Source organism: Paenibacillus sp. HGH0039 (assembly GCF_000411255.1).
In the GTDB taxonomy this organism is placed as follows: Bacteria; Bacillota; Bacilli; order Paenibacillales; family NBRC-103111; genus Paenibacillus_F.
Map to the genome: position 1 here is coordinate 2,812,807 of NZ_KE150413.1, position 26,749 is coordinate 2,839,555.

A 26,749-nucleotide genomic window follows, 5' to 3' on the forward strand; every position below is an offset into this window, starting at 1 on the left:
CAGGGTCAGATCGGGGCAGGCGCCTCGGTCAGCATTTTGTTTATCGCCGCTACAACATCGCGTTCCCGCTCATGCAGGAAAAAATGTCCGCCTTCAAACGGCATCAGCTCGCAGCCTCCCGTCGCATAACGCTCCCATTCACCGAGCGGGCCTTTGACGCTGCCGTCATCCTTGCCGCTCAAGATGGTGAGCCGGAGCGGCAGCTGCGGCCGCATTCGATGCTCGTATTCGCCGACAAGCTTGAAGTCGGCTCTTAGGATCGGCATAAACATATCCAGCAGCTCCCGATGCCGGAACAGCTCGCCCGGCATGCCACCGAGCCGTTTCAGTTCCTCGAGAAATTCGTCATCCGGAAGCATATGGGTCCGGCGAGTCTCCTTCTGCTCGCAATGCGGCGCCCCTCTGCCGGAGAGGAAGACTGCCGCAGGCAGCGGGAATCCTTCTTCCCGCAGCGCATGCAGCACCTCATACCCAAGCAGGCTGCCCATGCTGTGGCCGAATAAAGCATATGAATCGGAGCCAAGCGCCGTCTCCCGCACCAGCGGCAGCAAATCCCGCACGGCCTCCGCCGCGTCGGCATAGAACGGCTCGTCCATGCGGCTTCCTCTGCCCGCCAGTTCGGCCGGCACCAGACGCACGCCAGGATGCAGCCGGTTCGTCCAGCGCTTATACACTTGTGCGGAGCCTCCTGCATAGGGCAAACAAATTAAAGATATCGTCATAACGCTCGCCTCCCGGGTAACATGTTGACGCAAGCGGCCTTTAAGCGCCGGCGACAAGCGTGGACCAGAACGCTTTTTCCTTCGCGAACATATCGTCCGCGAGCGCCAGCTCTCTGCCGCGTTCGAAGTCCCCCGTCACAAAGCGGTCCTTCACCAGATCCCATCCGTCCCTCACTGCGCCAAGCTGACCGGACAGCGACTCATGCAGCGCTTCGCCGATCAGCCTCTTCTCCCGCATGGAGCGGAGCAGCGACATGTTGGCGATATGCCGGTTGCAAATGATGTTGACGCCGACAAGGCCATAGGTCAAATGAGCTTGCTTCTTCTCCGGGTCGGAATCTACATTCCACATACCCTCTATTGAGAACTCGCCAAGCTCCCTCGCCAGCCGCTCCGCATTTTCCACCACTTCAGTCAACTTCAACTCGTAAGGCTGAATCTTTTCCTGCAGGTTATATACGTAGAAGGCAGGCCCCAAATAGCTCGGGTTCACGTTGTATTCCGAGTTGCCGTACGCCTTGAGCAGCCTTTCCTCGGGCACCTCGTGCTCCTCGTAGCCGGCAAGCGTATCGTCAATGACGTAGAAGGTGCCGCGCTCCTTGTCGTATCCGTTAAACAGCGAATAATGATACCAATGAAACTTTTTCCAGGCCATGCTGCCCGGCAGCCAGTCATACAAATCGACGTTTACGCTCAAGTTGCGTCCGCCCTCCAGCATCGCCCTGATTTCATCCGGCACCGTCTCCATGCTGCGGAAATGACCGGGCTCGATATAGCGGATCACCTGCGACAGCGGGAATCTGGCCGGATCGTCCATATAATACAGCGTGTCAATTGTCGGATAGCGGAAGTCCTTGTCCGTTGCTGCCTCCCAAGGATAGTACCGGTAAATGTTCAAATACGCCGCATCCCTGTAGCTGGGCTCCTCCGACACCGCAATAGAAAACGCCTGGTTCAGCATGCAGTTCATCCAAAACTCGTTAAACGGTTTCCTTTCCATCGACAGCTTCATGGTTCGCCGCCTCCTTAGGCTCATAGTGTTGGTTCAAGCAAGCTTGCTTGCCGCAAGCACAGCACTGATTTTTTTCTTTGCTCCGTCTTCGACTAGCGCATGTAGGATCGCCGTATAATCATCCGCCAGCGCCCAGGCGTTCTCTTCGCGGAAAAGACTTGTCGCATATTCCAGCGTAAAGCCGATCCTGCCGTCCCGCTCCGCCGCTTCAAGCGTCAAATCGAATTTGCTGACGCCCGGATCGAATTCCTTGGGATCGAATTCAATGCCGCCCGAACGGTAAGCGACGCGATCGATATTTTGCAAAATAAACATCGTATCGAACAGCGGATTGCGGCTGCGGTCCTGTTCGATTCCCAGCTTTTGCACCAAATCCTCGAACGGATAATTCTGATGCTCCAGTGCCCGCAGCACATCCTCATGCAGCTCGGACAAATAGTCGCCAACTGTCCGGTACGATTCCGGGAAGCTGCGAATCGCGACCGTATTGACGAACATCCCGATCAGCCCTTCCAGTTGCGCATGATTGCGGCCTGCTACCGGCGTGCCGATAATGATATCCTCCTCGTCGCTCCATTTGCTCAGCAGCATCGAATAAGCCCCGAGCAGCACCGTATACAGCGTCGTGCCGCGCTCGCGCGCAAATGCCTTGATCTTGAGCGTCAGCTCCTCATCCAGTCTGAAGTTGATCAGACTGCCCTCGAAGTTTTGCAGTTCCGGTCTTGACAAGGCTGTCTTGAGATCCAGCGTCGGCAGCTCCCCTTCGAACGCCTCCAGCCAGTAGCGCTCGTGCCCCATATAGGCCTCGCTGCCGATTTGTTCTTCTTGCCATACCGTGTAATCCCGGTACTGGATATCCAGCGTCGGCAGCTCGCCGCCCCCGTACAAAGTGGTCAGTTCCTGCAGCAGGACGCTGACGGAGACGCCGTCGGTAATAATATGATGAAAGTCCAGCAGCAGCAGATGGCGCTCCTCGCCAAGCGGAATCAATCCGGCCCGGAACAGCGGGAGACTGCCGAGATCAAACGGACGGATAAAGCGCTCCATCAGTGCGCTGATGCCGCCGAATAATCCTTCGTCTCCGCCTTCCGCGAGCAGCTTGCCCGCCGCCATTCTCAGCCTGGCATTGCGCTCCAGCGTAAATACCGGCTCCGCATGCACGCGCTGGCGGAACTCGTCCTCCTCGTGATGGAACGTCGTTCTGAGCGATTCATGGCGGCGCATTATCGCAAGGAAAGCTTCCTCCAGCCGCTCCACATCGAGCTTGCCTTGCATATGCACGGCGAACGGCACATGGTACATCGTTGCCTCGTCCGAGATCAGCCCCATCATAAATTGGCGGCGCTGCGGCCTCGACATCGGGTAATGCTCGCGCTCCGGTTGCTTCGGAATGCGCGCGGCCGCCACGGTTCCGCTAGTGTCCAGATGAGCCGCTAAACCTTCAAGCGTAGGGTTCATAAAAATGTCGCGCAGCGGCATTTGGATGCCAAAGCGTTCCGCAATGCGGCTGACCATGCCCGCCGCCTTCAGGGAATGGCCACCCAGATCGAAAAAGCTGTCCTTGGCGCTGATCGCATCCATACCGAGCAGCTCCTTCCAAATCTCCGCCAGCTTGCGCTCGGTATCCGTCGACAGCGGAACAAGCTCGCGTTTGCCCGCGTCGGCCGGTCCCGGCTTTGGCAGCGCCCTTCTGTCGATTTTGCCCGTTGGCGTAAGCGGAATCGCTTCCAGAACGACCATGAAGGCCGGAACCATATAAGAAGGCAGTTTGTCCCCGAGATATTCGCGCAACTGTCCGGTCAACCGGCCGGATGGCGCGGCGCCGTCCGGCTCCGCATCCGCAGCGTTCTGCACGACGACATACGCGCAAAGCGCATATTCCCCATCCTCTTCCTGAAACGCGGTGACGACCGTTTCCTTCACCTGCTCATGGCGAAGCAGCAACTGCTCAATTTCACCGATTTCAATCCGGTGCCCCCTGATTTTCACCTGGAAATCGCGGCGTCCCGCATAGGCAAACTCCCCATTTTCAAGCCTGCGCCCAAGGTCGCCCGTGCGATACATGCGTTCGCCCGGCGCGTACGGATTCGGCACAAAAGCGACATCCCATTCGGGATGGCTGAGATACCCGCGCCCGACGCCCGGCCCGCCGATGCAAATTTCGCCCGTCACGCCTGTCGGCTGCAGCTTCAGCCCTTCGTCAAGCACCATCATGACGGACCCTTCGATCGGCGTGCCGATCGAAATGTGCTCGCCTTCGGTCACTTCCCGGATCGAGGTCCAAACCGTCGTCTCCGTCGGACCGTACAAATTAAACAATCTGGCTCCGGTAGCGGCGCGCAGTCTGCCGAGCACATCGGCCGTCAGCGGCTCCGCCCCGATCATCAATATGCGCAGCTTTTGCAAACCGTCCGTTTCGCCTCGCTGATTCATCCACCATTTGAAGCGCGACGGCGTAATTTGCAGCACATCGACGCCGTGCGCGTCAATCAGGCCTTGCAGTAAGGCGGCGTCGCTCAGTTCCTCTTCGCCCGCGAGTACAATCCGCATACCCAGCGTGAGCGGAAGCAGATTTTCAACGACAAAAATATCAAAGGATACCGATGCCATCGCCAGGATGCTCTGGCCCTTCTCAAACGGAATCCGGTTTCGGAAGCCGCTGATGAAATGCGCCAGGCCGCGATGCTCAATCATCACTCCTTTGGGGCGCCCGGTCGAGCCCGACGTATACAGCACATACGCCAATTGGTCCGGCTTATGGACAAACTCCGGATTGCCTCTGTCCGCCGCATACAGCTCCGGATCGTCCAGATACCACTCGGCAACGGCTCTCGTTACGGCTCCAGCGTATGCTTTTTCCGTCAGCAGAAGCGCTTCGCCGCAATCCTCAAGCATCCAGTCGATCCTCTCTTTCGGGTAAGCGGGATCAATGGCGACATATGCGCCTCCGGCTTTCAGAACACCCAAAATGCCGACAAGCAGCAGCGGGCTGCGGGACGCCATCAGCGCGACAATGCGCTCGGGCCCCACACCCTTCGCCCGCAAGGAATGGGCAAGCCGATTCGCGCGTTCGTTCAGCTCGGCGTACGTCACCGTCTCCGCGCCGAACTGAATCGCCGCCGCATCCGGCGTGCGCGCCGCTTGGCGCTCCACTTTCTGCACAAACCCCGTCCATTCCGCCGTTGCTTGCGTGGAAGCCGCCGCATCTTCTTGCCGGTCCGTCAAACCCTTTTCAGCTCGAATTTCCATCCTACCGTTGCTCCCCTCTCTACTCGCGGCCTGTACCGGCATGCCTCCTCCGGCCAACAGAGCCAGCAATTGCTCTCGCTCGCTTTCACTCATCAGCTCAAGCTCGCCGACCGTGCGACCCTGCGATCTGCACATCTCCCGCACGAGTACGATATAGCTTTCCGCCATGCGGCGTGCGGTTTCCTCATGAAACAAATCCGTCGCGTATTCCAGTTGAAGCTCGATTTCCGCTTCCCGTTCCACGGCTTCCAGAGTCAGGTCGAATTTGCTGGTCCCCGCCTCGAACGGTATTTCGCTAAAGACGAGGCCGTCTGCTTCCATCACCGCCCGGTCCATATTTTGCAAAACAAACATGGCGTCAAACAAAGGATTGCGGCTTCTGTCGCTATCTGCCTTCAGCCCTTCGACCAGCTCCTCGAAAGGATACGTCTGGCGTGAAAGCGCCCCTACGACATGGTTATGCAGCTCCGCCATATAGGCCCGTACGGTCTTGTCTCTTGCCGGCCTAGTCCGCAGCGCCAGCGTGTTGACGAACATGCCGATCATGCCATGCGTATCTGCATGATCCCTGCCGGCGGTGGGGGTGCCCACAATCACTTCAGCCTGCCCGCTGTATTTGGCCAGCATCGCGGCAAAAGCGCCCAGCAGCACCGTATACAGCGTCGTCTTCGCTTCCCGCGCCAGCTTTCGCGCCTCCGCCGTTGTCCGCGCGTCCAGCCGGAACGAATGGCGGAGGCCCTTATAGCTCGGCAGAGACGGCCGTGGCCGATCCGTCGGCAGCTCCAGCACAGCAAGCTTGCCTTCGAAGACTTCCATCCAGTATCGCTCATGCTCCGCATAAGCGGCATTTGCAAATCCGGCTTCTTGCCACACCGCATAATCGCTGTATTGCACGTGCAGCTCCGGCAGCGCTTGTCCGGCATACAGCTGCGACAGCTCATTCACCAGCAAACCGGAGGATACGCCGTCCGTAATAATGTGATGAACATCCAGCAGCAGCAGATGATCTTCCTCGTTCAACCGAAGCAGCCCCGCCCGCAGCAGCGGCAGCTTGTCCAGATGGAACGGGCGCTGGAAGACTTCCATCAGCCTCGTCACCTCTGCGCCGTCCGGCGGCGCTCCCCGCAGCGCTTCATCTCCGGTCAACGCTGCGTAATCCAGCGCCTCCAGCTTGAACGCATACGGCGGATGAACCATTTGCCTGAACTCGTCCTTTGTCATATGGAAGGTCGTCCGCAAGCTTTCGTGGCGGCGGATCAGCGCCGTAAACGCGTCTTCCAGCCGCGCTACATCCAGCCTGCCCTGCAAGCGGAGCGCGAACGGCACATGATACATGGTGGCGTCTCCGGCCAGCATCTGCATCATATATTGGCGGCGCTGGGCGCGCGACATCGGATACCACTCGCGGCGCTCCGCCTTCGGGATCGGCTCGGCCGCCGCAGCGGTGCCGTCCCGCTCCTTGAGCCAGGCGGCTATTTCGGCAACGGAGGTAAGCTCGAATATCAGGCTGAGCGGAACCAGGGCGCCCGTCGCCTGCTGCAGCTTTCCCGCCAGCACGGCAGCCTTCAAGGAGTGACCGCCAAGCTCGAAAAAGTCGTCGTGAATGCCGATTGGCCCGGCCGTATCGCCCAGCACTTCTTCCCAAATGGCGGCGACGCGCTCTTCCATCCCGTCTCGCGGCAGCTCCGGCTTTCCCCGCTCCCGAAGCCCCAATTCCGGCTCCGGCAAGGCGCGCCGGTCCACTTTCCCGTTCGGCGTCAGCGGTATCCCGTCAATCGCCGCGATATAGGCCGGAATCATCGCCTCCGGCAGCTTGTCTTTCAGCTTTCTTCGCCATTCCCGCGAAGGGAGCTTGTCCGAAGCGACCACATACGCGCACAGCTCCTTGTCCCCGCTTGCCTGCTCGCGGATGACCACAACCGCATCCTCCACCTCGGGAAGGGAAATCAATTGCGAGCGAACCTCGTTCATTTCAATCCGCACACCTCTGATTTTTACCTGTTGGTCGGCCCGGTCCACATACATCGCGTTGCCGTCCGGCAGCCACTTTGCGATATCACCGGTGCGATACATGAAGCGGCCCTCGCGGTACGGATGCGGCAAAAAGCGCTCGGCTGTCATATCCGGCTTGTTCACATAACCGTCGGCAAGGCCGCTGCCGGCAATATACAGCTCCCCGGCTGCATTGATAGGGGCAAGCTGGCCGCCATAGCCGAATATATAAATTTCGACATTGTGCATCGGCCCGCCAATCGGCACATAGCCGCCGCGATAAGCGCCCGGCTTGTATGCGTACATATTGGAGCAAACCGTCGCCTCCGTCGGGCCGTAGCCGTTAATAATCCGAATCTCGGGATTAAGCTTCGTATACAGCTCCAGCGTTTCGTCTTTAATCGGCTCTACCCCAACGAGCATTTTGTCTAGCGTAATCGCGGAAGACGATTGCTCCAGCAGCCGCGCAACCTCTTTCAGCAAAGACGGCGGCAAATAAGCGAATGTAATCCGCTCTTCCGTAATCACTTCGGCAATTCGCCGCGGATCAAGCAATTTCGGCTCCGGGTAAAGCACCGTGCACGCCCCGAACATAAGCGGCATAAACAGCTCCGCTACGCTGACGTCAAACGAAATATTGGTCAGGCTGAGGCATCTGTCTCTCTCATCGTATTGCCCATCGAAAAACGTCCGGAGCGAATGTCCGAAATTGTAAAAGCTGCGGTGCGGCACAATGACGCCCTTCGGCTGCCCCGTAGAACCGGAGGTATAGATGACATACATCGGATCGGCGGCGTCCTGCGGCCATGCGGCGGCGGCATCGTCTCCGCCGGAGAACATCGTCTCATCCGCAATGTCCAGCACCTGCAAGGAGGCTGGCACGACGGCCCCGGCTCCGGAACGCGCGCCGTCCGCGAATACCAGCTCCGCCCCGCTGTCCTCCAGCATATAGCGGATGCGCTCCCCCGGATAATGCGGATCTATAGGCATATAAGCGCCTCCGGCTTTCATAACGGCGAGCATAGCGGTTAGCATAGGGATGGAGCGCTCCGCCATAATGCCGACGACGCTGCCGCGTCCCACACCTTTGGCGCGCAAGGTTCGCGCCAGCGCATCGGTGCGGCGATCCAGCTCCCGATAGGTCATGGATTCACCGCCGCAAGATACAGCCGGGAGGCCCGGAACGGCCTTCGCCTGTTCCTTGAAGCAATGATGCAGACAGCGCGGCGGCGGAAAGTCCGCTTCGCGTCTCCCCAGCGCCAGCATGTGCAGGCGCTCCTCCTCCGTCAGCATCTCCGCTTCGCCGAGCGTGGCGTCGGGACGGAGCGTCACGCTGCGCAGCAGCTGCACATAATGCCGCATGAACCGCTCGGCTGTCGAGCGGCGAAACAAATCGGCATTATATTCCACGACAAGCCGCAATTCCGCCCCATTCTCCACAGCCTGAATCATCAAATCGTATTTGGCCGTGCCATGCTCAAAGCGCTGGTGGCGATACGACAATCCCGCAGACGAAACGTTTGGAATACCCAGGTTTTGCATGATGAACATCGTGTCAAACAACGGACTCCGGCTGGCGTCCCTTCTGTCCATCCATTGCGCGATTTCCTCGAATGGATAATCGGCGTGAGCGTAAGCCCCGGTCGCCATCTCTTTCACTTCGGACAAAAAGGCTCTGAACGGCTTGTCCGCGCGCGGATAAGCGCGCAGCGCCAGCGTGCCGGTGAACATGCCCGCGATCGCTTCCAGCTCGCGCCTGTCCCTTCCCGCAATCGGCGTGCCGACGGCAATGTCCTCGGCCCCTGTATAGTGGGCGAGGAAAGTGTAATACGCCGATAGCAGCACCATAAACGGAGTCGCGCCCGATTCGGCCGCGAGGCTGCGCACAGCCGCCGTCAAACCCGCCTCGACGTACACGTCGAACGTTTCGCCGTGATTTCCTTTGACGGGCGGACGCGGGGCATCGGTCGGAAGCGAAAGCAGCGGCCAGTCCCCCCGGCATTGCTCGCGCCAATACCGTTCGGCATTCCCGGAGAGCGGCCTGCTCTCCTGCCATACCGCATAATCTTTGTATTGCAGCGGCAGCGGCGGCAACGAACCGCCCAGATATAAAGTCATCAGGTCGGACAAAAGAATGCCCGCCGACATGCCGTCGGATGCTATATGATGCATATCAAGAAACAGCACGTGTCTCTTCGGCCCCAGCGTCAGCAAGGCTGCGCGGAGCAGCGGAGCCGTATCGAGCCTGAACGGCCGGAACAAGCTTTGCAGCACACCGTCCGCCTCCGCTTCATCGGCCTCCATGCGAATCAGGCGGAAAGGAATGGCGGCGTGAATGCGCTGCCTGATCTCTCCGTCGATGACGTGGAAGGTGGTGCGAAGCGTCTCGTGACGCTCCACGATGGCTTGCAGGACGGCCTCCAGCCGGTCTGCATCAATAGCTCCTTCCAAGTGCAACAATTCGGGCAGATTGTAGCTGCGATCATCCGGCATCGCCTGCTGCTGCAAATACATGCGTTTCTGCGGCGATGAAACCGGATAATGCTCTTGCGGGGCCGCCTTTGGAATCGGCTCCAGCGTATCGCCGGACAAAGAGTCGGACGCTTGGCCGGTCAACGGCCCGACATGCCCGCCTGACCCTCCTGCTTCGTCACGGCCGCCGGACGCCGCTTGCCCGTCATAACCGCCGTTCGCCTCGTGCCCGCCGTTCCCGACGTCCGCTCCTTGTCCATCGTGCCCAGCGTTCGTTCTTTGCGCTGTCGCCGCGCCGCTCTCCCTGAGCCGCCGCTCGATGAGCGCCGTGAACGAAGGCAAATCCGCATGCCCCAGCAAATCCGCCGCCTGAATGCGGACGCCCGCAAGCTCGCTGAGCCGGTTTACAATTTTGAGCGCAATAATGGAATCTCCACCCAGCTCGTAAAAACCGGCATCCGAAGGCAATTCGTCATAACCGAGCAGGTCTCCCCAGACATCTGCGACATGCTGCTCCCATTCCAGGCCGGAGCGCTCCCCGGTTAACGCAACGCCGCGGCGGCGCTGACTCGTCATCCCGCCGCTCCGCTCCAGCGCGGCTTGCCATCTGGCAAACGTTTCGTTCATTTCTTGCCCAAGCTCTTCGGGAATATCTCCACCGACCGAATATCCGTTCCAGGCCGCAAATGGTGTATGAAGCGCCGCTCCGGCGCGCGCCTCCTCCACCCAGCAACGGTGAGAATCGAACGGATACGTCGGAAGCGGCAGCCGCTTTCGGCGTTGTCCTAGGTAGATCGCCTTCCAGTCGATCTCGTATCCGCCCACGTAACGTTGGCCCAGCTCCATCGCGTCCATTTCCCGTTCGTTTGGAACGGGCTGCTGCCGCATATTCCCGGCCGCAGCCGAATCGGCCGCCCCGAAACGGACGTTCGGCAGAGCAAGGCCGGTAAGATCTCTTTCGGCTGCGGCATGCAAGGTCTGGATAAGCTCTTCCCAGCCGCTTACCGCAATCGCCAGGCGATACCGATGGGCTCCCCGACCGACGGCCAAGGTGTAGCAAAGGTCGGCCAGGCTGCGGCTCTCATCGCCGCGATGCTGCAGAGCCCAGTCCCGCATCAGCAGCACGAGCCGCTCCAGCGCCGTCATGCTGTGCGCGGACAAGCAGAACAGCTCCGCTCTGTCCAACCGACCCGATGGCAATCCGTCGGGAGCCTCCTCCAGCACAACATGGCAATTGGTCCCGCTCATGCCGAACGCGCTTACTCCGCATCTTCTTGCTTCGCCGTCCGTCTCCCATGGCGTCAATTCGTCATTGACATAAACGGGCGAATCCACGAACGAAATGTTGCGGTTCGGCGAGCGGTAATGAAGCGTTGGCGGAAGCTGCTTGTGGACAAGCGACAGGATCCCCTTGAGCAGCCCAGCAATGCCGGCGGCATGGTCGAGATGGCCGATATTTGTTTTCAGCGAGCCGATGGCGCAAAATTGCCGTTTATCGGTATATCTCCGGAAGGCGCGCGTCAGCCCGTCGATTTCGATCGGGTCCCCCAGCGAGGTTCCCGTGCCGTGCGCCTCCATATACGTCACCGTTTCGGGATCGATGTCCGCATCCTGCCAGGCGCGCGCAATGACGTCCTCCTGCGCGAGGGCGTTCGGGGCGGTAATGCCGACCGAGCTGCCGTCCTGATTCATCGCGCTGCCTTTGATGACGGCATAAATAGGGTCGCCGTCCTCCTGCGCGCGGGACAGCGGCTTCAGCAGCAGCGCAATCACGCCGTCGCCGATGCCCGTGCCGTCCGCGGAGTCGTCGAACGTTCTGGCCCGGTTGTCGCTTGACTCGATGCCAAGCCGTATGCCGGTATCCAGCGGCAGTACGTTAATTTTGACGCTGCCGGCAATCGCCGCCTCGCATTCGCCGCTGCGGATCGATTGGCATGCCAGATGGACTGCTACCAGCGAGGAGGAGCAGGCGGTGTCCACGCTGATCGCCGGTCCGCGCAAATTAAGCAAATACGAAATCCGGCTCGGTATCATGGAGCTCAGATTGCCGGGCGCCGCCATGGACAAGGCGTCCGGGTCCAGCGCTTCTATGATTCGCTTGTAATCATGGAGCGCGTCCCCGTTATAGCCGATAAAGACGCCGGTGCGCGAACCATGCAGCGCATCTCCTCCGTACCCCGCATTCTCAAGCGCGCCCCAGGCCGTCTGCAGGAACAGGCGCTGCGCCGGACTCATCAGCGAGGCTTCCTTGGGCGAAAGCCGGAAAAAAGAATAGTCAAAACCTGAAATATCTTCGATATACGCCCCGTCAAAAAAGGAAACGGAGCCGTATTGCGCCTCCATGCGGCGCAAATACGGCTTCAATTCCTCCTTGCGGGAATCCGGAAACCCGCCTACCAGGTCCTTGCCGCTCCGCAGAAGCTCCCAGAAGGCTTCGTGCGATTCCGCGCGCGGCAGCTTGGCGGATATCCCGACAATCGCAATATCCTTGAGGGAAACATTGGAGACGGAGCCTCCGCTCCGCCCCTTCCGCCCGGATGTGTCTTTTTTGGTATCCAGCAAATCCAATTGAAACATGGCGCCCTTCCCTCCTAGTTAGTAATGGAATCGCTGACGGCCTGTCCTTTTTCCGCCCTTCCGCCGCTCCCGCGCAGCAGCAGCAACACATGCGCCGCGATGCCGAGTCCGCTGACCAGGGCTAATAATCCAAGTGTACCGGACTGCCAATCGCCCGCCCATTGCAGCACGATATACAAGGTGCCTGTGCTGCACACATGGGCCGCAAGCGACCCCCAAAGCGAACGCGAGCCGGCGCGGACGGCGCCGTATACGATCGCGCCCAGCGCCGCAAATGCGCCAATCGTCACATTCATAAATACCGCGCCGAACAATACGGCCTGGAGCAGAACCGTCCACGGAACCGAAAGACGTTGACGCAGCGTATGGAACAGCATTCCTCTGAACAGCCATTCCTCCAGCAAAGACCCCAGCAGCAAGCTGCCGAGCACAAAAATGATCAGGCTGCCGCCGGCGACAAAAGCGACCAGATCCGAAATAGCCGGAAAGGTCGCTTTTATCCACGGAAGACGGGTAAAAGCGGCGATAAACAAGCCGAGCCAGACACCCGTCCCTGCGGACAGCAGCAACGAACCGCCGCGCGCAGGAACAAACCCCAAATCGCTCAGCGAAATTTTTTGCCAACGCAGCAGCGGAAGATAGACGGCAAGCACGATGATATTGGATACAATCAGCACAATGCCGGAATTGTCGGCGATCCAGTCTTTCAGCCCGGGATCGCTGATCCAGTTGTAGAGCGCTTGATTGACAAGCATCACGATCGCCGCATAAATGACCAAATATAAGACGGTATTTCCCGCTACTCGCAATCCCTTCACGCCGACTTCACCGCCTTGGAAGACAGCGGCGCGGAGACCGAAGAACGGTGCTTGACCGCAAGGAATATGCCAACCGCAATTATGGCGGCCGCCACAGCCATCACGATGGACATGACGGTGACGTCCGTCGTCTCCGGCCCGTAATGCCAAAGCAGGTATTGGCTGCCCTGACAGGCGACTTGCGCGGCAATCGGCGCCCAGATGGATTTAAACCAGACATACAAGAGTGCAAAAATAACCGCGCCGAGAAAGCCGTACAGCGACAGCGGAATGTCTCCCAAAAAGAACAACGCCCCGTACAACACGCCCTGAATCACAATTGCGACCCAAACGGGGAGCACTCGTCTGAACTCATTCATCAGAATGCCTCTGAACAACGTCTCTTTGTAAATATTTCCGAGAAGCAGAAAAACCAGAAATACATACCATTCCGCTCGGTTCAGATAATCAAACAATTCATGAAACCGGTATTTGTCCGATGCTATGGCGGGAAGCCGGGAGAAAGCGACCGTAAACAGGCCGGCTCCAAGTCCGATCCATAAAGCGATTGCCACCGATTTTCCGCCCATCACGCGGAATTGGGCCGCTTTAAACAGATTTTCTTTGAATATAAACCTCCAGGCCAGCAGCATGAGCGGCAAACCCACCATATCGTTCAAAATAATGACGGTTACCGTGTTCTGTTCAAACCACGTGCTTTTCGGGTATACATAATCGAAAAATAATGTCGTTGCGGTAAAAAACCATGCAAAATACAGGCCGATAACAACGGCCACGCGAGCCAGCATCATTCCCCACGCCTTCATGCGGTCAGACCCCCTTATGTGCTGCCGACGGCGCGTCAGCCGTCAGCGCTTGACCGGCGCGTGCGCCGATGCCGCCGTTGCCGGAGGTCCGCCAAACATAGACGGAACCTCCAATCAACGCAGCCAGACAGAGCGCTGTAATGATATACAGCGAAACATCGTCCAACTTGTCAAACCATTCGTAGAACCCGATATATTTAAATAGAAAGATTGTGCCCATGGCCGTATTCTGTACCAGAATAGGCGCCCACAGCGACCCGGTGCGTAAATACAGCGACCCGTAAATCAGGCCCGAACCGATGCTGATAACCGAAAGCGCCGCGCTCGGCTGAAAGTAGGCGTAAGCCGCGGCTTGCAGCAACAAGGCCGCATATACCGGCATAACCCTGCGCAGCTCGCTGAAAATGAGGCCCCTGAACAATATTTCTTCAAAGGCCGGGCCGATCAAACCGGCGCCCAGTATGACGTACCAGATCGAATCCCCCCTGATCAGATCGTCGACCAGCGCGGGAATGGACGGAAATTGCCGCGCAATATCGTCAATGACGATAAGGCCGATGCTGAACAAGCTTCCGGCAAGACCCAGGCCAATCATCAGCAAGACGCGCGAGGCGCTCAGCCGTTTGAAGCCCGACGCGCGGAACAGATTTTTTTCCGCATGGGGCCAGATCCATCCTTTGATACGAAAAATGAGCATGTACACAAGCGTAATCAGCGTGAACAGGACGACCATAAACATGGCCGGGTTCCGATCCAGAAACTTGGCGAAGGACAGCGTCACTTCGTAATTGTAAGTTGAGCGAAGCAGATAGAGCAGCGCATAAAAGACCCCGAGATAAAGCGCGATATTCCCTATCATGGTCAACACTTTTTTCACAGGAAAGCTCCTTTCTTCCTTCGTCAGATGTATTCTCAGGGTCAGGCACAACCAGGGCTTGCCCCATGCTACGCCCCCGAGACGGCGCTGCCTGATGCGGCGCGATATTGTTCGACCACGCTCGACAGCAGCTCCAGATAAGCGGAAGCCCAATCCAGCACCGCCTCCTTGCCGAGGCGCCGGGCGTTGTATGTCCATACCCCGCCAAGCTTTGGTCCCTCTGCCTCGCTTGGTGCGGCAGCGCCATCCATATACAGCACAACATCGAATTGTTCCAATAGCGCCTCCCGATCCTTGAACCCGTGCTGCGCTGCTCCCGCAAATAACGGGAACAAGGCAAATCCGGCTTCGGCTTGCGGCTGCTTTCTGATTTGCCGCGCGGTATAACATTCTCCCGCGCTCGTCCGCTTGGCGGCATGCCGCAGCAGCGTATCGAATTCGCGCACCTCCGCAAAGTCGATTTCCTTCGGGGCAATCAGCCCGTTGTGCGACATTGCCGGAAGCACAAGCCGGCCCATGCCGGACTCGCCGCGCCAGAAGTACAGATATACGGCATAAGCCACGGCTTCAACGGTCACCGAGCGGGATGCCGCAAGTTCCGCAAGCCCTTCCGCAACCGCCCGGTCCAGTTGGAACTGAACGCTGCCGATACGCTCCGCGGCATAACCGCTGCTGACGCAGTCGTCTGCCACAGGCAGACCGCTCCAGCACCAAATCGCGAGCTCGCGATTTCTAGACTCCAGATAAGCCGCAAGCGATGCGATCGTCGGATAGGTGAACAAATCCGTTACGCCGAGAGCGCCGGGATACAACTCCTCCAGCCGTTGATGCGCCTGCACCAGCAGTAGCGATTCTCCCCCAACATCGAAGAAACGATGATGGATGCCGAAGTCGTTCCTTTGCAGGATTTCGCGCCATACGGCGGCAATCGCCAGTTCGATATCGCTTGCCGCTTCGACAAACGGAGTGCCGCTATCCGCCGCAGGCTCCGGCTCCGGCAGCGCCTTCCGGTCGATTTTGCCGTTTGGAGACAGGGGCATGGCTGGAAGTTCCACCACGGCCTGCGGAACCATATAATCCGGCAGGCGCAGCGCTGCAAAATCCCGCAGTTCCTGATGGTCCGCAGGTTCGGAGCAAACGATGTACGCGCATAAATATTCGCTTCCGCTTGCGGCGTCCCGCTTCATGACCACCGCTTCTGAAACCGCCGGATGACCGAGCAGCACATGCTCGATTTCCCCGCATTCGATGCGCTGGCCCCTTATTTTTACTTGATGGTCGATTCGGCCCAAATATTCGATCGTTCCGTCAGGCAGCCATCTGGCAAGGTCTCCTGTCCGATACATCAGACTGCCCGCCGCAAACGGATTATCGACGAATTTTTCTGCCGTCAAATCGGGCCGGCCGATATAACCCCGCGCCAGACCCGCGCCGGATATGCACAGTTCCCCGGCGATGCCGACGGGCTGGAGCTTCATCGCTTCGCTCACGATATAAAGCGAGATGTTGTCGATCGGCTTACCAATCGGCACCTGGATCGGAATATCGCCGTCAGAGCAATCGTAATAGGAAACGTCAACCGTCGCCTCGGTCGGGCCGTACAAGTTCACAAGCCTGGCATCGAACGGAACTCCAATCCGCTCGCGGAACCGCCGCACCTGATCCGCAGTCAGCGCTTCGCCGCTGGCGAACACATGACTCAGGCTCTCCAGCCTGGCCTCGCCGCGCAGCAAGCCGGGATACTCAAGGAACAGGTGCAGCATGGACGGCACAAAATGCATCGTCGTTACGCCATGCCGCGCTATCGTATCCATCATAAGCGCGGGGTCCTTTTCGCCGCCCGGAGGCAGCAGGACCAGTTTGGCTCCCGCAAAGCTCCACCAGAACAGCTCCCAGACCGATACGTCGAAGGTAATAGGCGTTTTCTGCATAATGACTCCGCTTGCGTCCAGTCCGTATTGCTTCTGCATCCAGCCGATCCGGTTGACGACGGAACGATGCTCGATCATGACCCCTTTCGGCTGTCCGGTCGATCCCGAAGTATACAGCACATAAGCAAGCGAACGTGAATCATGCAGCTTCTCCATAGGGAAGTCGTCCCGCTCCTGCGCCAGCGCCTCATGAACGTCCATAAATGGCAGGAACGTCTCCAGCCCTTCCGGGGCTTTGCCCTTTGTCAAGACAAGCTTGGCTCCGGAATTGTCCAGCATGTAGCGGATTCGCTCCGGCGGCAAGCCCGGCGCAACAGGCACATAAGCTCCGCCCGCCTTCAGCACGCCAAACATTGCAATCATCATCTCCAGGCTGCGATCCATCACGACGGCCACGCGTTCCTCGCGCTTGACGCCTTGCTTTCTGAGCGCCTGCGCCAGCCGGTTCGACCTGCGGTTCAATTCCGCATACGTCAATGCTCCGTCCTCCGCCGCAACCGCAACGGCTTGCGGCGTTTCGGCCGCATGTCTTTCGAGGTAAACCTCTACCGTATCGCCGCTTGCATACGGCGCGGCCGTGCGATTGAACGCTTCGCACTGCTTCTCCGCTGCCGCGGCGCCCTGCAGCCCGATCCCTCCAAGCGGCCGTTCCGGTTCAGCCAGTGCAAGGCCGACAATACGGAAATACCATTCCGCCATTCTGTGTATGCTGTCTTCTTTAAACAACGCCGTCGCATATTCGATCGTCAAGGCTGCGCCTTTTGCACCCTGATCCGCAATCTCAAACGTCAAGTCCAGCTTCGATACGCGATTGTCCGGCACTTGCGCCTCGAATTGCAAGGCGTCCGCCGCCGCCTGTCCGGCTTCCATATGCTGCATGACAAACATCGTGTCAAACAGCGGATTGCGGCTCAGGTCGCGCGGCACATCCAGCATCGTCACCATATGCTCAAACGGGAGCAAGCCGTTGTCCAGCGCCGCAAGCGCAGTTTCTTTGAGCTGCTCGGCGAACGCTCTGAACGGCAGTTCGCCGGATGGCCTGCTGCGAATCGGCAGCGTATTGACAAACATGCCGACCAGAGACTCGGTTGCGGGATGGAAGCGGCCGGCGATCGGCGTGCCGACAATAAGATCGTCTTGCCCCGTCATCAGATGCAATAACGTATGGTAGGCGGCAAGCCAGATATGGAACGGCGTAACGCCCCATTGCTCCGCCGCCGCTCCGATCCCCTCGGCAAGCTCCGCCGGAATCGGCAGCGCTAGCTTGGCGCCTTCGAAGCTTTGTTCAGGCGGACGCGGATAATCGGTCGGCAGTTGCAGCACAGGAAGCGTACCCGCTAGCCGGAACGTCCAATATTGCTCTTGCTGCTCTCTCGCCTCCGAAGCCATCCACTCCTGCTGCCAAACGGCGGCATCCTTATAGTGAACGGGCAGCGGCTGCAAGGAGCCGCCGCGATACAGCTCTTCGAAATCGCGCGCCATCACATTCATGGACACGCCGTCGGCGACGATGTGGTGAATGTCCAGCAGCAGCGTATGCCGATTTTCGCCGTCCGTTGCGAGAAACGCCCGAATTAACGGAGCCTTTCGCAAATCGAACGGGCGGACGACCGCGCGCGCAAATGTATTCAAGTCCGCCGCATCCATCAAGGCATGCTCGGCGAGTTCAAACGAAACCCGCTCATGGACACGCTGTACCGGCTTACCGTCTGCCCAGTCAAAGCTGGTGCGCAGCGGTTCATGGCGGTCAATCAGCCTTTGAATCGCCTCGCGAAGCCTGTCCTGATCAAGCTTGCCCGTCAGGTTCAGAGCGAGCGGAAGATTGTAGGCCGTGCTGCCCGGATAAAGCTGCTGCAGCACAAACAGTCTGTTCTGCGCGAGCGACAACGGGTAGAACGGCCGGCTTTCCGCCCGGGCAATAACCGTGGCCCGCTTGGGGGCCGCGTTGTCGATGCGGGCCGCCATTTCCCGCAGCAGGGGAACGTCGAACACATCCTTCATCGCAAACGCCGCTCCATAACGCTGCTCGATCAAGCCCGCAAGCTGCGCGGCGCGCAAGGAATGGCCGCCCAATTGGAAGAAATGGGCTTCTCTTCCGATCGCCGCCGGGTCGTTCGGCTCGCTGGAGGCCAGGCCGAGTACCTCCCGCCAAAGCTCGGCCAGCCGCTGCTCCGTCGGCGTAGCCGGAGCCTCGCCGCAAGCCGCCGGTTCAGCGAACCGGGGCTGCGGCAGGCGGCTGCGGTCGGCTTTGCCGCTCGGACTCAGCGGAAACGCTCCCATAGCAACAAAATACGAAGGAATCATATACTCCGGCAGGAATTCCTTAAGTACGGCCCGAAGGCTCGCTTCCTCCGGCGTCTCTCCATCCACCGTCACGAGATATGCGCAAAGCGCCGGCTCTCCCGCATGGTCCGTCACCGCCGTCACCACGGCATCGCGAACTTCCGCCTGCAAGAGCAGCGCGTGCTCGATCTCGCCGCATTCGATGCGGAGACCGCGAAGCTTGACCTGATGGTCAAAGCGTCCCAAATATTCAATATTGCCGTCCGGCAGCCACCTTGCGCGATCGCCGGTACGGTACAGCTTCTCTCCTGCGGCAAACGGATTCGGAACAAAGCTTTGCTCCGTCAAATCCGGCCTGTTGCGATATCCGCGCGCAAGACCGGCGCCCGCGATGCACAGCTCGCCGGACACGCCGATCGGCTGCGGTCTCATCCGCTCGTCCACAATATAGAGCCGGATGTTATGGATTGGCTTGCCGATCGGAATCGTACCCGCCCCAGCGTCGGGGCAATCGTAATAGCTGACATCGACCGTCGCTTCCGTCGGGCCGTACAGATTAATGAGCCGACACCTACCGCCGCCGCGCTCCATCAGGCTGTAAAAACCTGCGACATGCGCGGGCTTGAGCGCTTCGCCGCTCGCAAATACGTATCGCAGGGAACAAAGCTCGCCGCCTCTGCCGCTGTCCGCCGCATAGGGCAAAAAGACGCCCAGCATGGACGGCACAAAATGCATAACCGTAACCGCCTGCTCTTCAATCGCGCGCAGCATGACCGACGGCTCCTTCTCCCCGCTGGGCTCCAGCAAATAAAGCGAAGCGCCGGCAAAGCTCCACCAGAACAGCTCCCAGACCGACACGTCGAACGTAATCGGCGTTTTTTGTAAAATAACGTCGCGCTCATTCAGCGGATAAGCCGTCTGCATCCAGTTCAGCCGGTTGATCGCCGCGCGGTGCTCCACCATAACGCCTTTGGGTTTGCCGGTGGAGCCTGACGTATAAATGACATACGCCAAATGCTCGGGGCCCGCTTGAGGCGTCAGGTCCGTTTCTTCTTCGCCCTTGGGCAGCTCCGATGCGGCGGCAGCCGCAAGCGCGTCCAGATCGAGCGTTTCTCCCAGGAAGGCCGGGAGCGTATGAATCCACTTGGCCCCCGTCAGAAGCAGCTTAGCCCCGCTATCCTCCAGAATGCCGCGGATCCGCTCGGGCGGATGTTCCGGGTCGATCGGCAAATAGGCCCCTCCCGCCTTGAGCACCGCCATGATCGCAATCATCATGGACAACGAGCGCTGAGCGGCAATCGGCACAATCGTTTCGACCGCAACCCCCTTGCCTCTTAGCACGGCAGCCATGCGTTCGGCGCGGTCATTCAGCTCCCCGTACGTCAGCGAGCCTTCGGCCGACCGCACCGCCGTCCGATTCGGCCACCGCCGGGCGGACTCCGCGAACCATCCGTGAATCGTCTTCTCCGCCGGGTACGAATGTCCCGTATCATTCCATGCCGCAAAGGCGGCTTCTTCGGCAGGCGTCGCCATGGCGACGTCGCCACAGATCAGGTCGGGGCTGGCGGCCGTTTGCTCCAAAATGTAAAGCAGCCGCGCTGCCAATCGCTCCATCGTGTCTTTATGGAACAATCCCGTATTGTACTCCAGCTCCGCCCGCAGACCGCCTTCGCCATCGCTGTACAGATCGAGCTTGAAGTCCAGCTTGGATGTTCCGTGGCTGACGGGCAAAGGCTCCATGCTCCAGCCGTCGCCGCGCGCCGCCAGCTTCTCGTCTTCAAACTGGTTGTGAACGATCAGCATCGTATCGAACAGCGGGTTGCGCGACGGGTCATGCGGATACCGAGCCGCTTCCATCATCTGCTCGAAGCTGACATCGCCATGCTCGTATGCGGCAAGCAGACGCCCATGTGTCTCACCGACAAACGCCAGGATCGGCAGCTCGTCCGCCACCCGCATCCGAATAGGCAGAAACTGGTTGAACATGCCGATCATCCGGGCCGTGTCCGGATGCGTCCGGCCTGCCGCCAATGAACCGATTGCAAATTCCGACTGATGCGTCGTTCCCTTTAGCAACAGCGCGTAAGCCGCAAAAAGCAGGCTGTTCATGCTCGCTCCGGCGCTTGCGGCCGTCTCTTTCAGCCGTGCCGCGAGCGCCGCCGGAATGTGGAAGGTATACGTATCGCCCGCAAATGTCTGACGGTCGCCGCGCAGCCAATCCAGCGGCATATCGAGGGGCGCCGGCGGCTCTGCAAGCTGCTCCGTCCAAAACGCTCGGCTTGCCCTGGCCCGCTCCGAGCCGGACTGTCGCTCCTGCCAAACGGCATAATCCTTGTAATGCAGAGCCAAAGGCGCAAGTTCCGCGCCGTCGATCAAAGCGGTCAACTCCTCCAAGAGCAGCTTGACGGATATACCGTCCGCCGCGATATGGTGGATGTTGAGCAGGAGATAGGCCTCCGCTCCCTCCGATTCGGGCCGGCAATAACATGCGGCGAGCAGCGGCGCTGCGGCAAGCTCGAGCGGCCGGAAAAACTCGCTCAAGCATTCCGGAAGCGCCGTCTCCGCGAGCTCCGCCGTTTGCAGAACAAAGGCGGCCGAATCGTGCACGATCTGGGCCGGAACGCCGTCGATCCAATGATAGGAGGTCCGCAGCGGCTCATGCCGTTCGATCAACTTCCGAAGCGCCGGTTCGATTCTGGTCTCACCCACCGCGCCCGACAGTTTAAGCGCAAGCGGAATATGGTAGGTTAGTCCGATATCAGCCATGCTTTCCGCCAAAAACATGCGCCGCTGCGGCGGGCTGAGCGGATAGGATGCGGCTTTCGGCGCGTCCGCAACAGGTTCGTACGCTTCCTTGGCAGCCCTGTCAATCCAGGATGCTTGCTCTCTGACCGTCGGCAGTTTGAAAATTTCCTGAAGCGGCATACGCACCCGGCACTGCTTGTAGATTGCCGAGGTCAATGCGGCCGCCTTCAGGGAATGGCCGCCATGCTCAAAGAAATGGTCAAGCGCGCCAACTTGCTCCGCATGAAGTACTTCTTGCCACAATCTTGCGACGATGATCTCCGTTTCTGTGGCGGGCGCTTCATAAGAGATTGCGCGCTCCGGCGCAGGCAGACGTTTTTTGTCCACCTTGCCGTTAGCGTTTAGCGGCAGTTTCTCTAACTGCACAAACGCGGCGGGAATCATAAATGCCGGCAGCTTGCCAGTCAGTTGGCTCCGAACGCTTGCCCGCCCTTCGGTTTGCTCCGCAACGATATAAGCGCATAAATACGGCGCGCCGTCATTCTCGATCAGCGCCACAAACGCTTCCTTGACGCCCGCGCAATCCAGCAGCCTGCTTTCGATTTCGCCCAATTCAATCCGGTAACCCCGCAGCTTGACCTGGCTGTCGATCCGGTCCAGAAACTCCAAATTCCCGTCAGGCAGGCGGCGCACCAGGTCGCCGGTCCCGTACACAGTTTCGCCTTCCCGGAATGGATGCGGCCTAAACTTCGAAGCCGTCTGTTCCGGCAAATTCACATAGCCGGATGCGACACCTTCGCCCGCAATCCACAGCTCGCCCGGCACCCAGTCGGGCTGCAATCGGCCCTGCTCATTCAGCACCAGCGTTTCCGAACGCGCGATCGGCGTGCCGATCGGTAGGGTGGCCGTTCCTTGTCCGTCCCATGTCTCCGTGATCGGATAGCAGGTAGCGAACACCGTCGTTTCCGTAGGACCGTAGACATGCAGCAGCACGCCCGGTCCAAGCGCGCGGAGCGCTTTGCGGATATGCGGCACGGAAGCCCGCTCTCCGCCAAATAAAATATGGCGCAGGCCGCGCAGCGACTCCAGCCCATGATCGACCAGCGTGTTGAACAGCGCCGTCGTCACAAAGAATATGGTAATGCCTCTGTCCTCAATCAGCTCGGTCAGCCGCACAACGTCGGCAACCTCTTCTTCGCTGACCAGCGTCAGCTTCGCGCCATTCAACAGCGCTCCGTACAAATCGAACGTTGAACCGTCAAAGGCGTAGTTGGAAAGCTGCAACAGCGCATCGTTTTTCGAAATGCTTACATAATCGGTCTGGACGGCAATCCGGGACACATTGCGATGCGAGGTCATAATCCCTTTCGGCTTGCCCGTAGAGCCGGACGTGTACATGATATAAGCGAGATCGTCCGCCGAGCCGTCGATGTCCAGATCATGGCCGTACTCGCTGGCCCATCCCGTATCGAGTTCATCCATGTCGATGACATCTGTTCTGTCTCCGGCAAGCCGGGTGCCCATCTCCATCGTTGCAGCCGCAGTCACGATCGCCTGCGTTTCCGTATCCTGCAGCATAAACAAAATCCGCTCTTCGGGATATTGCGGGTCGATCGGCACATAGACGGCCCCCGCTTTCAGCACAGCCAATATCGCCACAATCATATCGGGCGAGCGCAAGAGCAGCAGCGCCACCTTCGCCCCCGGCGCGACGCCGCGCCGCGCAAGCGCGCGCGCGAACCGGTTGGCACGTTCGTTCAGCTCGCTGTAGGTATACGCCCGCTCGCCCATTTCAACGGCAATCTGCTGCGGTGTCTCCACCGCTTGCCGTTCAAACAGCCTGTGCAGCGACAGCTCCTGCGGAGGCGTGGCAGATGAACGGCAAAGCCGGAGCAGCCGTTCCCGCTCCTCTGCATCGACGGGATCAAGCTCGCCAAGCGCCGCATGCGGCTGCGTGGCTACTGCCCGGGCCAGCGCTACATAATGCCGGGCCAATTGCGCGGCGGCCCACTCATCGTACAAATCCAGCGCATACTCCAGCGTAAATGCGATGCCTGCGCCGGTATCCGCGCACTCCCAAGTCAGGTCGAACTTGGCCGAGCCGCTGTCCATCGCTTGGGGCGTATAAACGACATCCTTGCTCCGCCATTCGGGCAGCTCCATATTTTGCAGCGTAAACACCGAATCGAACAGCGGATTCCGCCCGTATTCACGTTTCACATTCGCCAGCTCGGCTATTTCTTCATAAGGCACATCCCCGTTGCCGATAGCCGCCAGCGCCTCCCCATGGACCTGCTTCAGCCATTGATCGAAGCGCAAACCGCTTTGCCCGCGCAGGCGGATCGGAACCATGTTGACGAACATCCCGACTACGCTTTGCATCTCCGGCCGCACCCGTCTCGCGGCTGCCGTGCCGACAACGATGTCGGATTCGCCCGTATATTTCGAAAGCAGCGCATAATAAATCGAAAGCAGGACGGTGTATAACGTCACGCCCTCGCGTCTAGCCAACGCCCGCAGCGATCCGGTAAGCTCCGGCTCCAGCTCGAAGCGCTCAATAGCCCCGCGATAGCTTGGCGTCTGCGGCCTTGGACGGGGGGACGGAAGCGACGGAGACGGCACACCATCCCGGAAGATTTCGCGCCAATAAAGCTTCTGGCGCTCCAGCCAGCCGCCGTCTCTGCCCGCTTCCTCCCACAGCGCCATATCCCCGCCATGAATGGACAACGGCTCCGGCGCGTTCCCCTCGTAAAACCTCGTAAGATCGGACATCAAAATACCCATCGACGTTCCGTCCGTAATGATATGATGCATATCCAGCAGCAGCACACTTGACTCGTGCTCCAGACGCACAAGCTCCAGGCGCAGCAGCGGCGCTTGCTCCAGACGAAACGGCTGCAGGAAGCTATGCTGCCGCAGCGCCAGCTCCGCCGCCGTCCAGCCGCTTCCGTCAACGACGGCAAGCGACGGCTCAACCTCCTGCTCGATGCGCTGCATCACATTGTCTTCTTCCCTATAAAAGGACGTCCGCAGCGCCGGATGCCGCTCTATCAGTGCCCGCCACGCCGCACGGAATCGTTCGATATCGAGCGGGCCCTTCACCTGGGCCGTAAAAGGCAGATGGTAGTTGAGCAGCCCCGGATTCAGCTCTTCCAAAATGAACAGCCGTTTTTGCGCCGAGGTCGCCGGATAAACCGTCCGATCCTCCGCTTTGGCCACAGGCGGCGCAACGACGGCGGCAGTTCCTTCGCCCTCTAGCGCCTTTTGCTCCAGCAAAGCGGCCAGCGAACTTACCGTATCATGCAAAAACAGCTCGGTAAGCGTAAGCTCGACGCCAAACGTCTCTTGCAGCCTGGCGGCGGCATAAGCCGCCTTGAGCGAATTGCCTCCTTGCTCGAGAAAGCCGTCCTTCCGGCCTATGTAATCCTTTTTCAATACCTCGCGCCAGATGGACATGATCCGCTCTTCCGTCTCCGTGGCCGGCTTCAAGCCGACATCCCCGCGCAAGGCATCGCCGCCTTCCGCATCACACCGCACAGGCGCGGCCGCCGCTTCCAGCTCCGTCAGCTCGGCAAGCACTTCGGCAAACTCGCCTTCGCGCAGCGCTTCCGCCAATACGTAGCGTTGAATTTTGCCGGAGGTCGTTTTCGGAATTCGCCGAACGGGGACAACAAAAGCAACGTCCAGACCGGCCGATCCGTTCAGCAGCTTTTTCACCTCGGCTATCAGCGGTACAAATCCGCCGGCTTTGCCGCGATGCTGAATAAAAACTGCGATCGCATCCCGTTTGGTCGTCGCATCCTGAACGGCGGCAATCGCCGTTTTCCCGATTTCGGCCCCTTTCAGGCCGCTGATCAAGGCCTCCAGGTCATGCGGATACACATTTTGCCCGTTGACGAAAATGACGTCCTTCATGCGGCCGGTCACATATAAACGCCCTTCCAGCAAGAAACCCAAATCTCCCGTATTCAGCCAGCCGTCCGGGGAAATCGTTTGCTTGTTTACATCGGGCCGCTTATAGTAGCCGCGTGTAACGTTGCGGCCTTTAATATGAATCAAGCCTACGCTGCCTGCTGCCGAAGGGTTTCCCGCTTCGTCGCAAATGCGCACCTCGCACTCTTGTACGGGGAAACCCAGCTCGACGATCTCGATCGCCGTATGATCCACGTGGGCGGCTATTTGTATAGGCTGTCCGATAGTGAGCGATTGGCGCTCAAGTTTAACGGTATTCAGGTGATCTTCCGTCCCCGGGAACGTCACGGCCAGACTCGCTTCCGCAAGCCCGTATACCGGGAAAATGCAATTTCCCTTTAACCCATACGGCTTCATCGCCTCCAGAAAATCGCGGCAATGGGCGGCCGATATCGGTTCGGCCCCGTTAAAAATCAGCCTGACGCAAGACAAATCCCATGCCGCCGCTCCTTCCGGCTTCCAATGCTGCAGAAAATGCACATAACCGAAATTCGGCGAAGAGAGGCATGTCACCCGATGCTTGTGCGTAAGTTCCAGCCACTTCATCGGATGAAGCACAAACGTCGAGGTCGGCAAATGCAACTGATTCATGCCGCAAAACAGCGGCGTGAGATGAAAGCCGATGAGCCCCATATCATGCGTCAGCGGCAGCCAGCTTAGCGAAGAGTCCCGCTCCGTCGATTGCGCCCCATGGATAATGGCGCGCATGTTCGACAGAAGATTGCCGTGAGTCAGCACGACTCCCTTCGGGTCTCCGGTAGAGCCCGATGTAAACTGGATGAATGCGGTGTCCGTCTCGGCTGCGTCATACGGCTCAGCTTCGGGACGGCCGGCATCCGCAGCCGCCGCAAGCACTTCCGCAATCGGCACACTACCGGACTGGAGCTGGGCCAGCGCCTCCGCCTCCCCGTGTTTCAAAGCATAGCCTTGAATTCCCGGCCACAGTTCTTCATCGCAGAGCAATGTAGGCGCTTCCAACTGCTTGCATACCTGGATCAGCTTTTTGCGTCCTTCGTCCGTACGCGCCGCCGTCACAGGTACGGGGACAATGCCGCCGAGCACACAAGCCCAGAACAGAAGGATAAACCGTTCGTTATCTTCTGTCTGCATGACGGCAAAGTTGCCTGGCCCAAGGCCCCGCTCGCGCAGCAGATGGAGCGTCCTTCCGGCCGATGCAAGTAATTGGCCGTACGACAAGTAATGCTCCCCACCTCTTTCGCAAAATAAAATTCCAGCATCGTTTTCCTTGCGCGCCAGCAATACGCCGGACAAATTACGGATGGTTCTCATAGT

The 26,749-nt window shown here is 59.2% G+C and carries 7 protein-coding genes; all 7 read right to left on the reverse strand.

Annotated elements, in window-relative coordinates:
- Nucleotides 1–5: 5 nt before the first annotated feature.
- The 7 genes from HMPREF1207_RS27140 to HMPREF1207_RS27170 all read right to left on the reverse strand — a co-directional run bounded on the left by HMPREF1207_RS27140 (nt 6) and on the right by HMPREF1207_RS27170 (nt 26,746).
- Complete coding sequence (locus HMPREF1207_RS27140) at nt 6–722, reverse strand: thioesterase II family protein (protein ID WP_082211344.1); 717 nt, start codon at nt 720–722, stop codon at nt 6–8.
- 40 nt (nt 723–762) lie between these two features.
- A complete protein-coding gene (locus HMPREF1207_RS27145) occupies nt 763–1,734 on the reverse strand; it encodes a hypothetical protein (RefSeq protein WP_009674849.1) in 972 nt (323 codons plus the stop codon).
- A 33-nt stretch (nt 1,735–1,767) separates the two neighbouring features.
- Nucleotides 1,768–12,024: a non-ribosomal peptide synthetase gene (locus tag HMPREF1207_RS27150; RefSeq protein ID WP_009674840.1), complete on the reverse strand. Its 10,257-nt coding sequence runs from the start codon at nt 12,022–12,024 to the stop codon at nt 1,768–1,770.
- A 14-nt stretch (nt 12,025–12,038) separates the two neighbouring features.
- Nucleotides 12,039–12,842 (reverse strand): CPBP family intramembrane glutamic endopeptidase, encoded by an 804-nt coding sequence (locus HMPREF1207_RS27155; protein ID WP_009674850.1) that lies wholly within the window; start codon nt 12,840–12,842, stop codon nt 12,039–12,041.
- Nucleotides 12,839–13,648, reverse strand: a complete 810-nt coding sequence (locus tag HMPREF1207_RS27160) for a CPBP family intramembrane glutamic endopeptidase (protein ID WP_009674830.1) — start codon at nt 13,646–13,648, stop codon at nt 12,839–12,841. Before HMPREF1207_RS27160 ends, HMPREF1207_RS27155 begins: the two co-directional genes overlap by 4 nt.
- A 4-nt stretch (nt 13,649–13,652) precedes the next feature.
- Nucleotides 13,653–14,525: a CPBP family intramembrane glutamic endopeptidase gene (locus HMPREF1207_RS27165; protein WP_009674848.1), complete on the reverse strand. Its 873-nt coding sequence runs from the start codon at nt 14,523–14,525 to the stop codon at nt 13,653–13,655.
- A gap of 68 nt (nt 14,526–14,593) precedes the next feature.
- The gene (locus tag HMPREF1207_RS27170; protein WP_009674825.1) at nt 14,594–26,746 is read right to left on the reverse strand and encodes a non-ribosomal peptide synthetase; all 12,153 of its coding nucleotides are present in this window, start codon (nt 26,744–26,746) and stop codon (nt 14,594–14,596) included.
- Nucleotides 26,747–26,749 lie beyond the last annotated feature (3 nt).

What these genes read in the sequence shown, in the direction of transcription:
- HMPREF1207_RS27140 (WP_082211344.1), bottom strand. Translation starts at nt 722, where the DNA reads ATGACGATATCTTTAATTTGTTTGCCCTATGCAGGAGGCTCCGCACAA.
- HMPREF1207_RS27145 (WP_009674849.1), bottom strand. Translation starts at nt 1,734, where the DNA reads ATGAAGCTGTCGATGGAAAGGAAACCGTTTAACGAGTTTTGGATGAAC.
- HMPREF1207_RS27150 (WP_009674840.1), bottom strand. Translation starts at nt 12,024, where the DNA reads ATGTTTCAATTGGATTTGCTGGATACCAAAAAAGACACATCCGGGCGG.
- HMPREF1207_RS27160 (WP_009674830.1), bottom strand. Translation starts at nt 13,648, where the DNA reads ATGAAGGCGTGGGGAATGATGCTGGCTCGCGTGGCCGTTGTTATCGGC.
- HMPREF1207_RS27170 (WP_009674825.1), bottom strand. Translation starts at nt 26,746, where the DNA reads ATGAGAACCATCCGTAATTTGTCCGGCGTATTGCTGGCGCGCAAGGAA.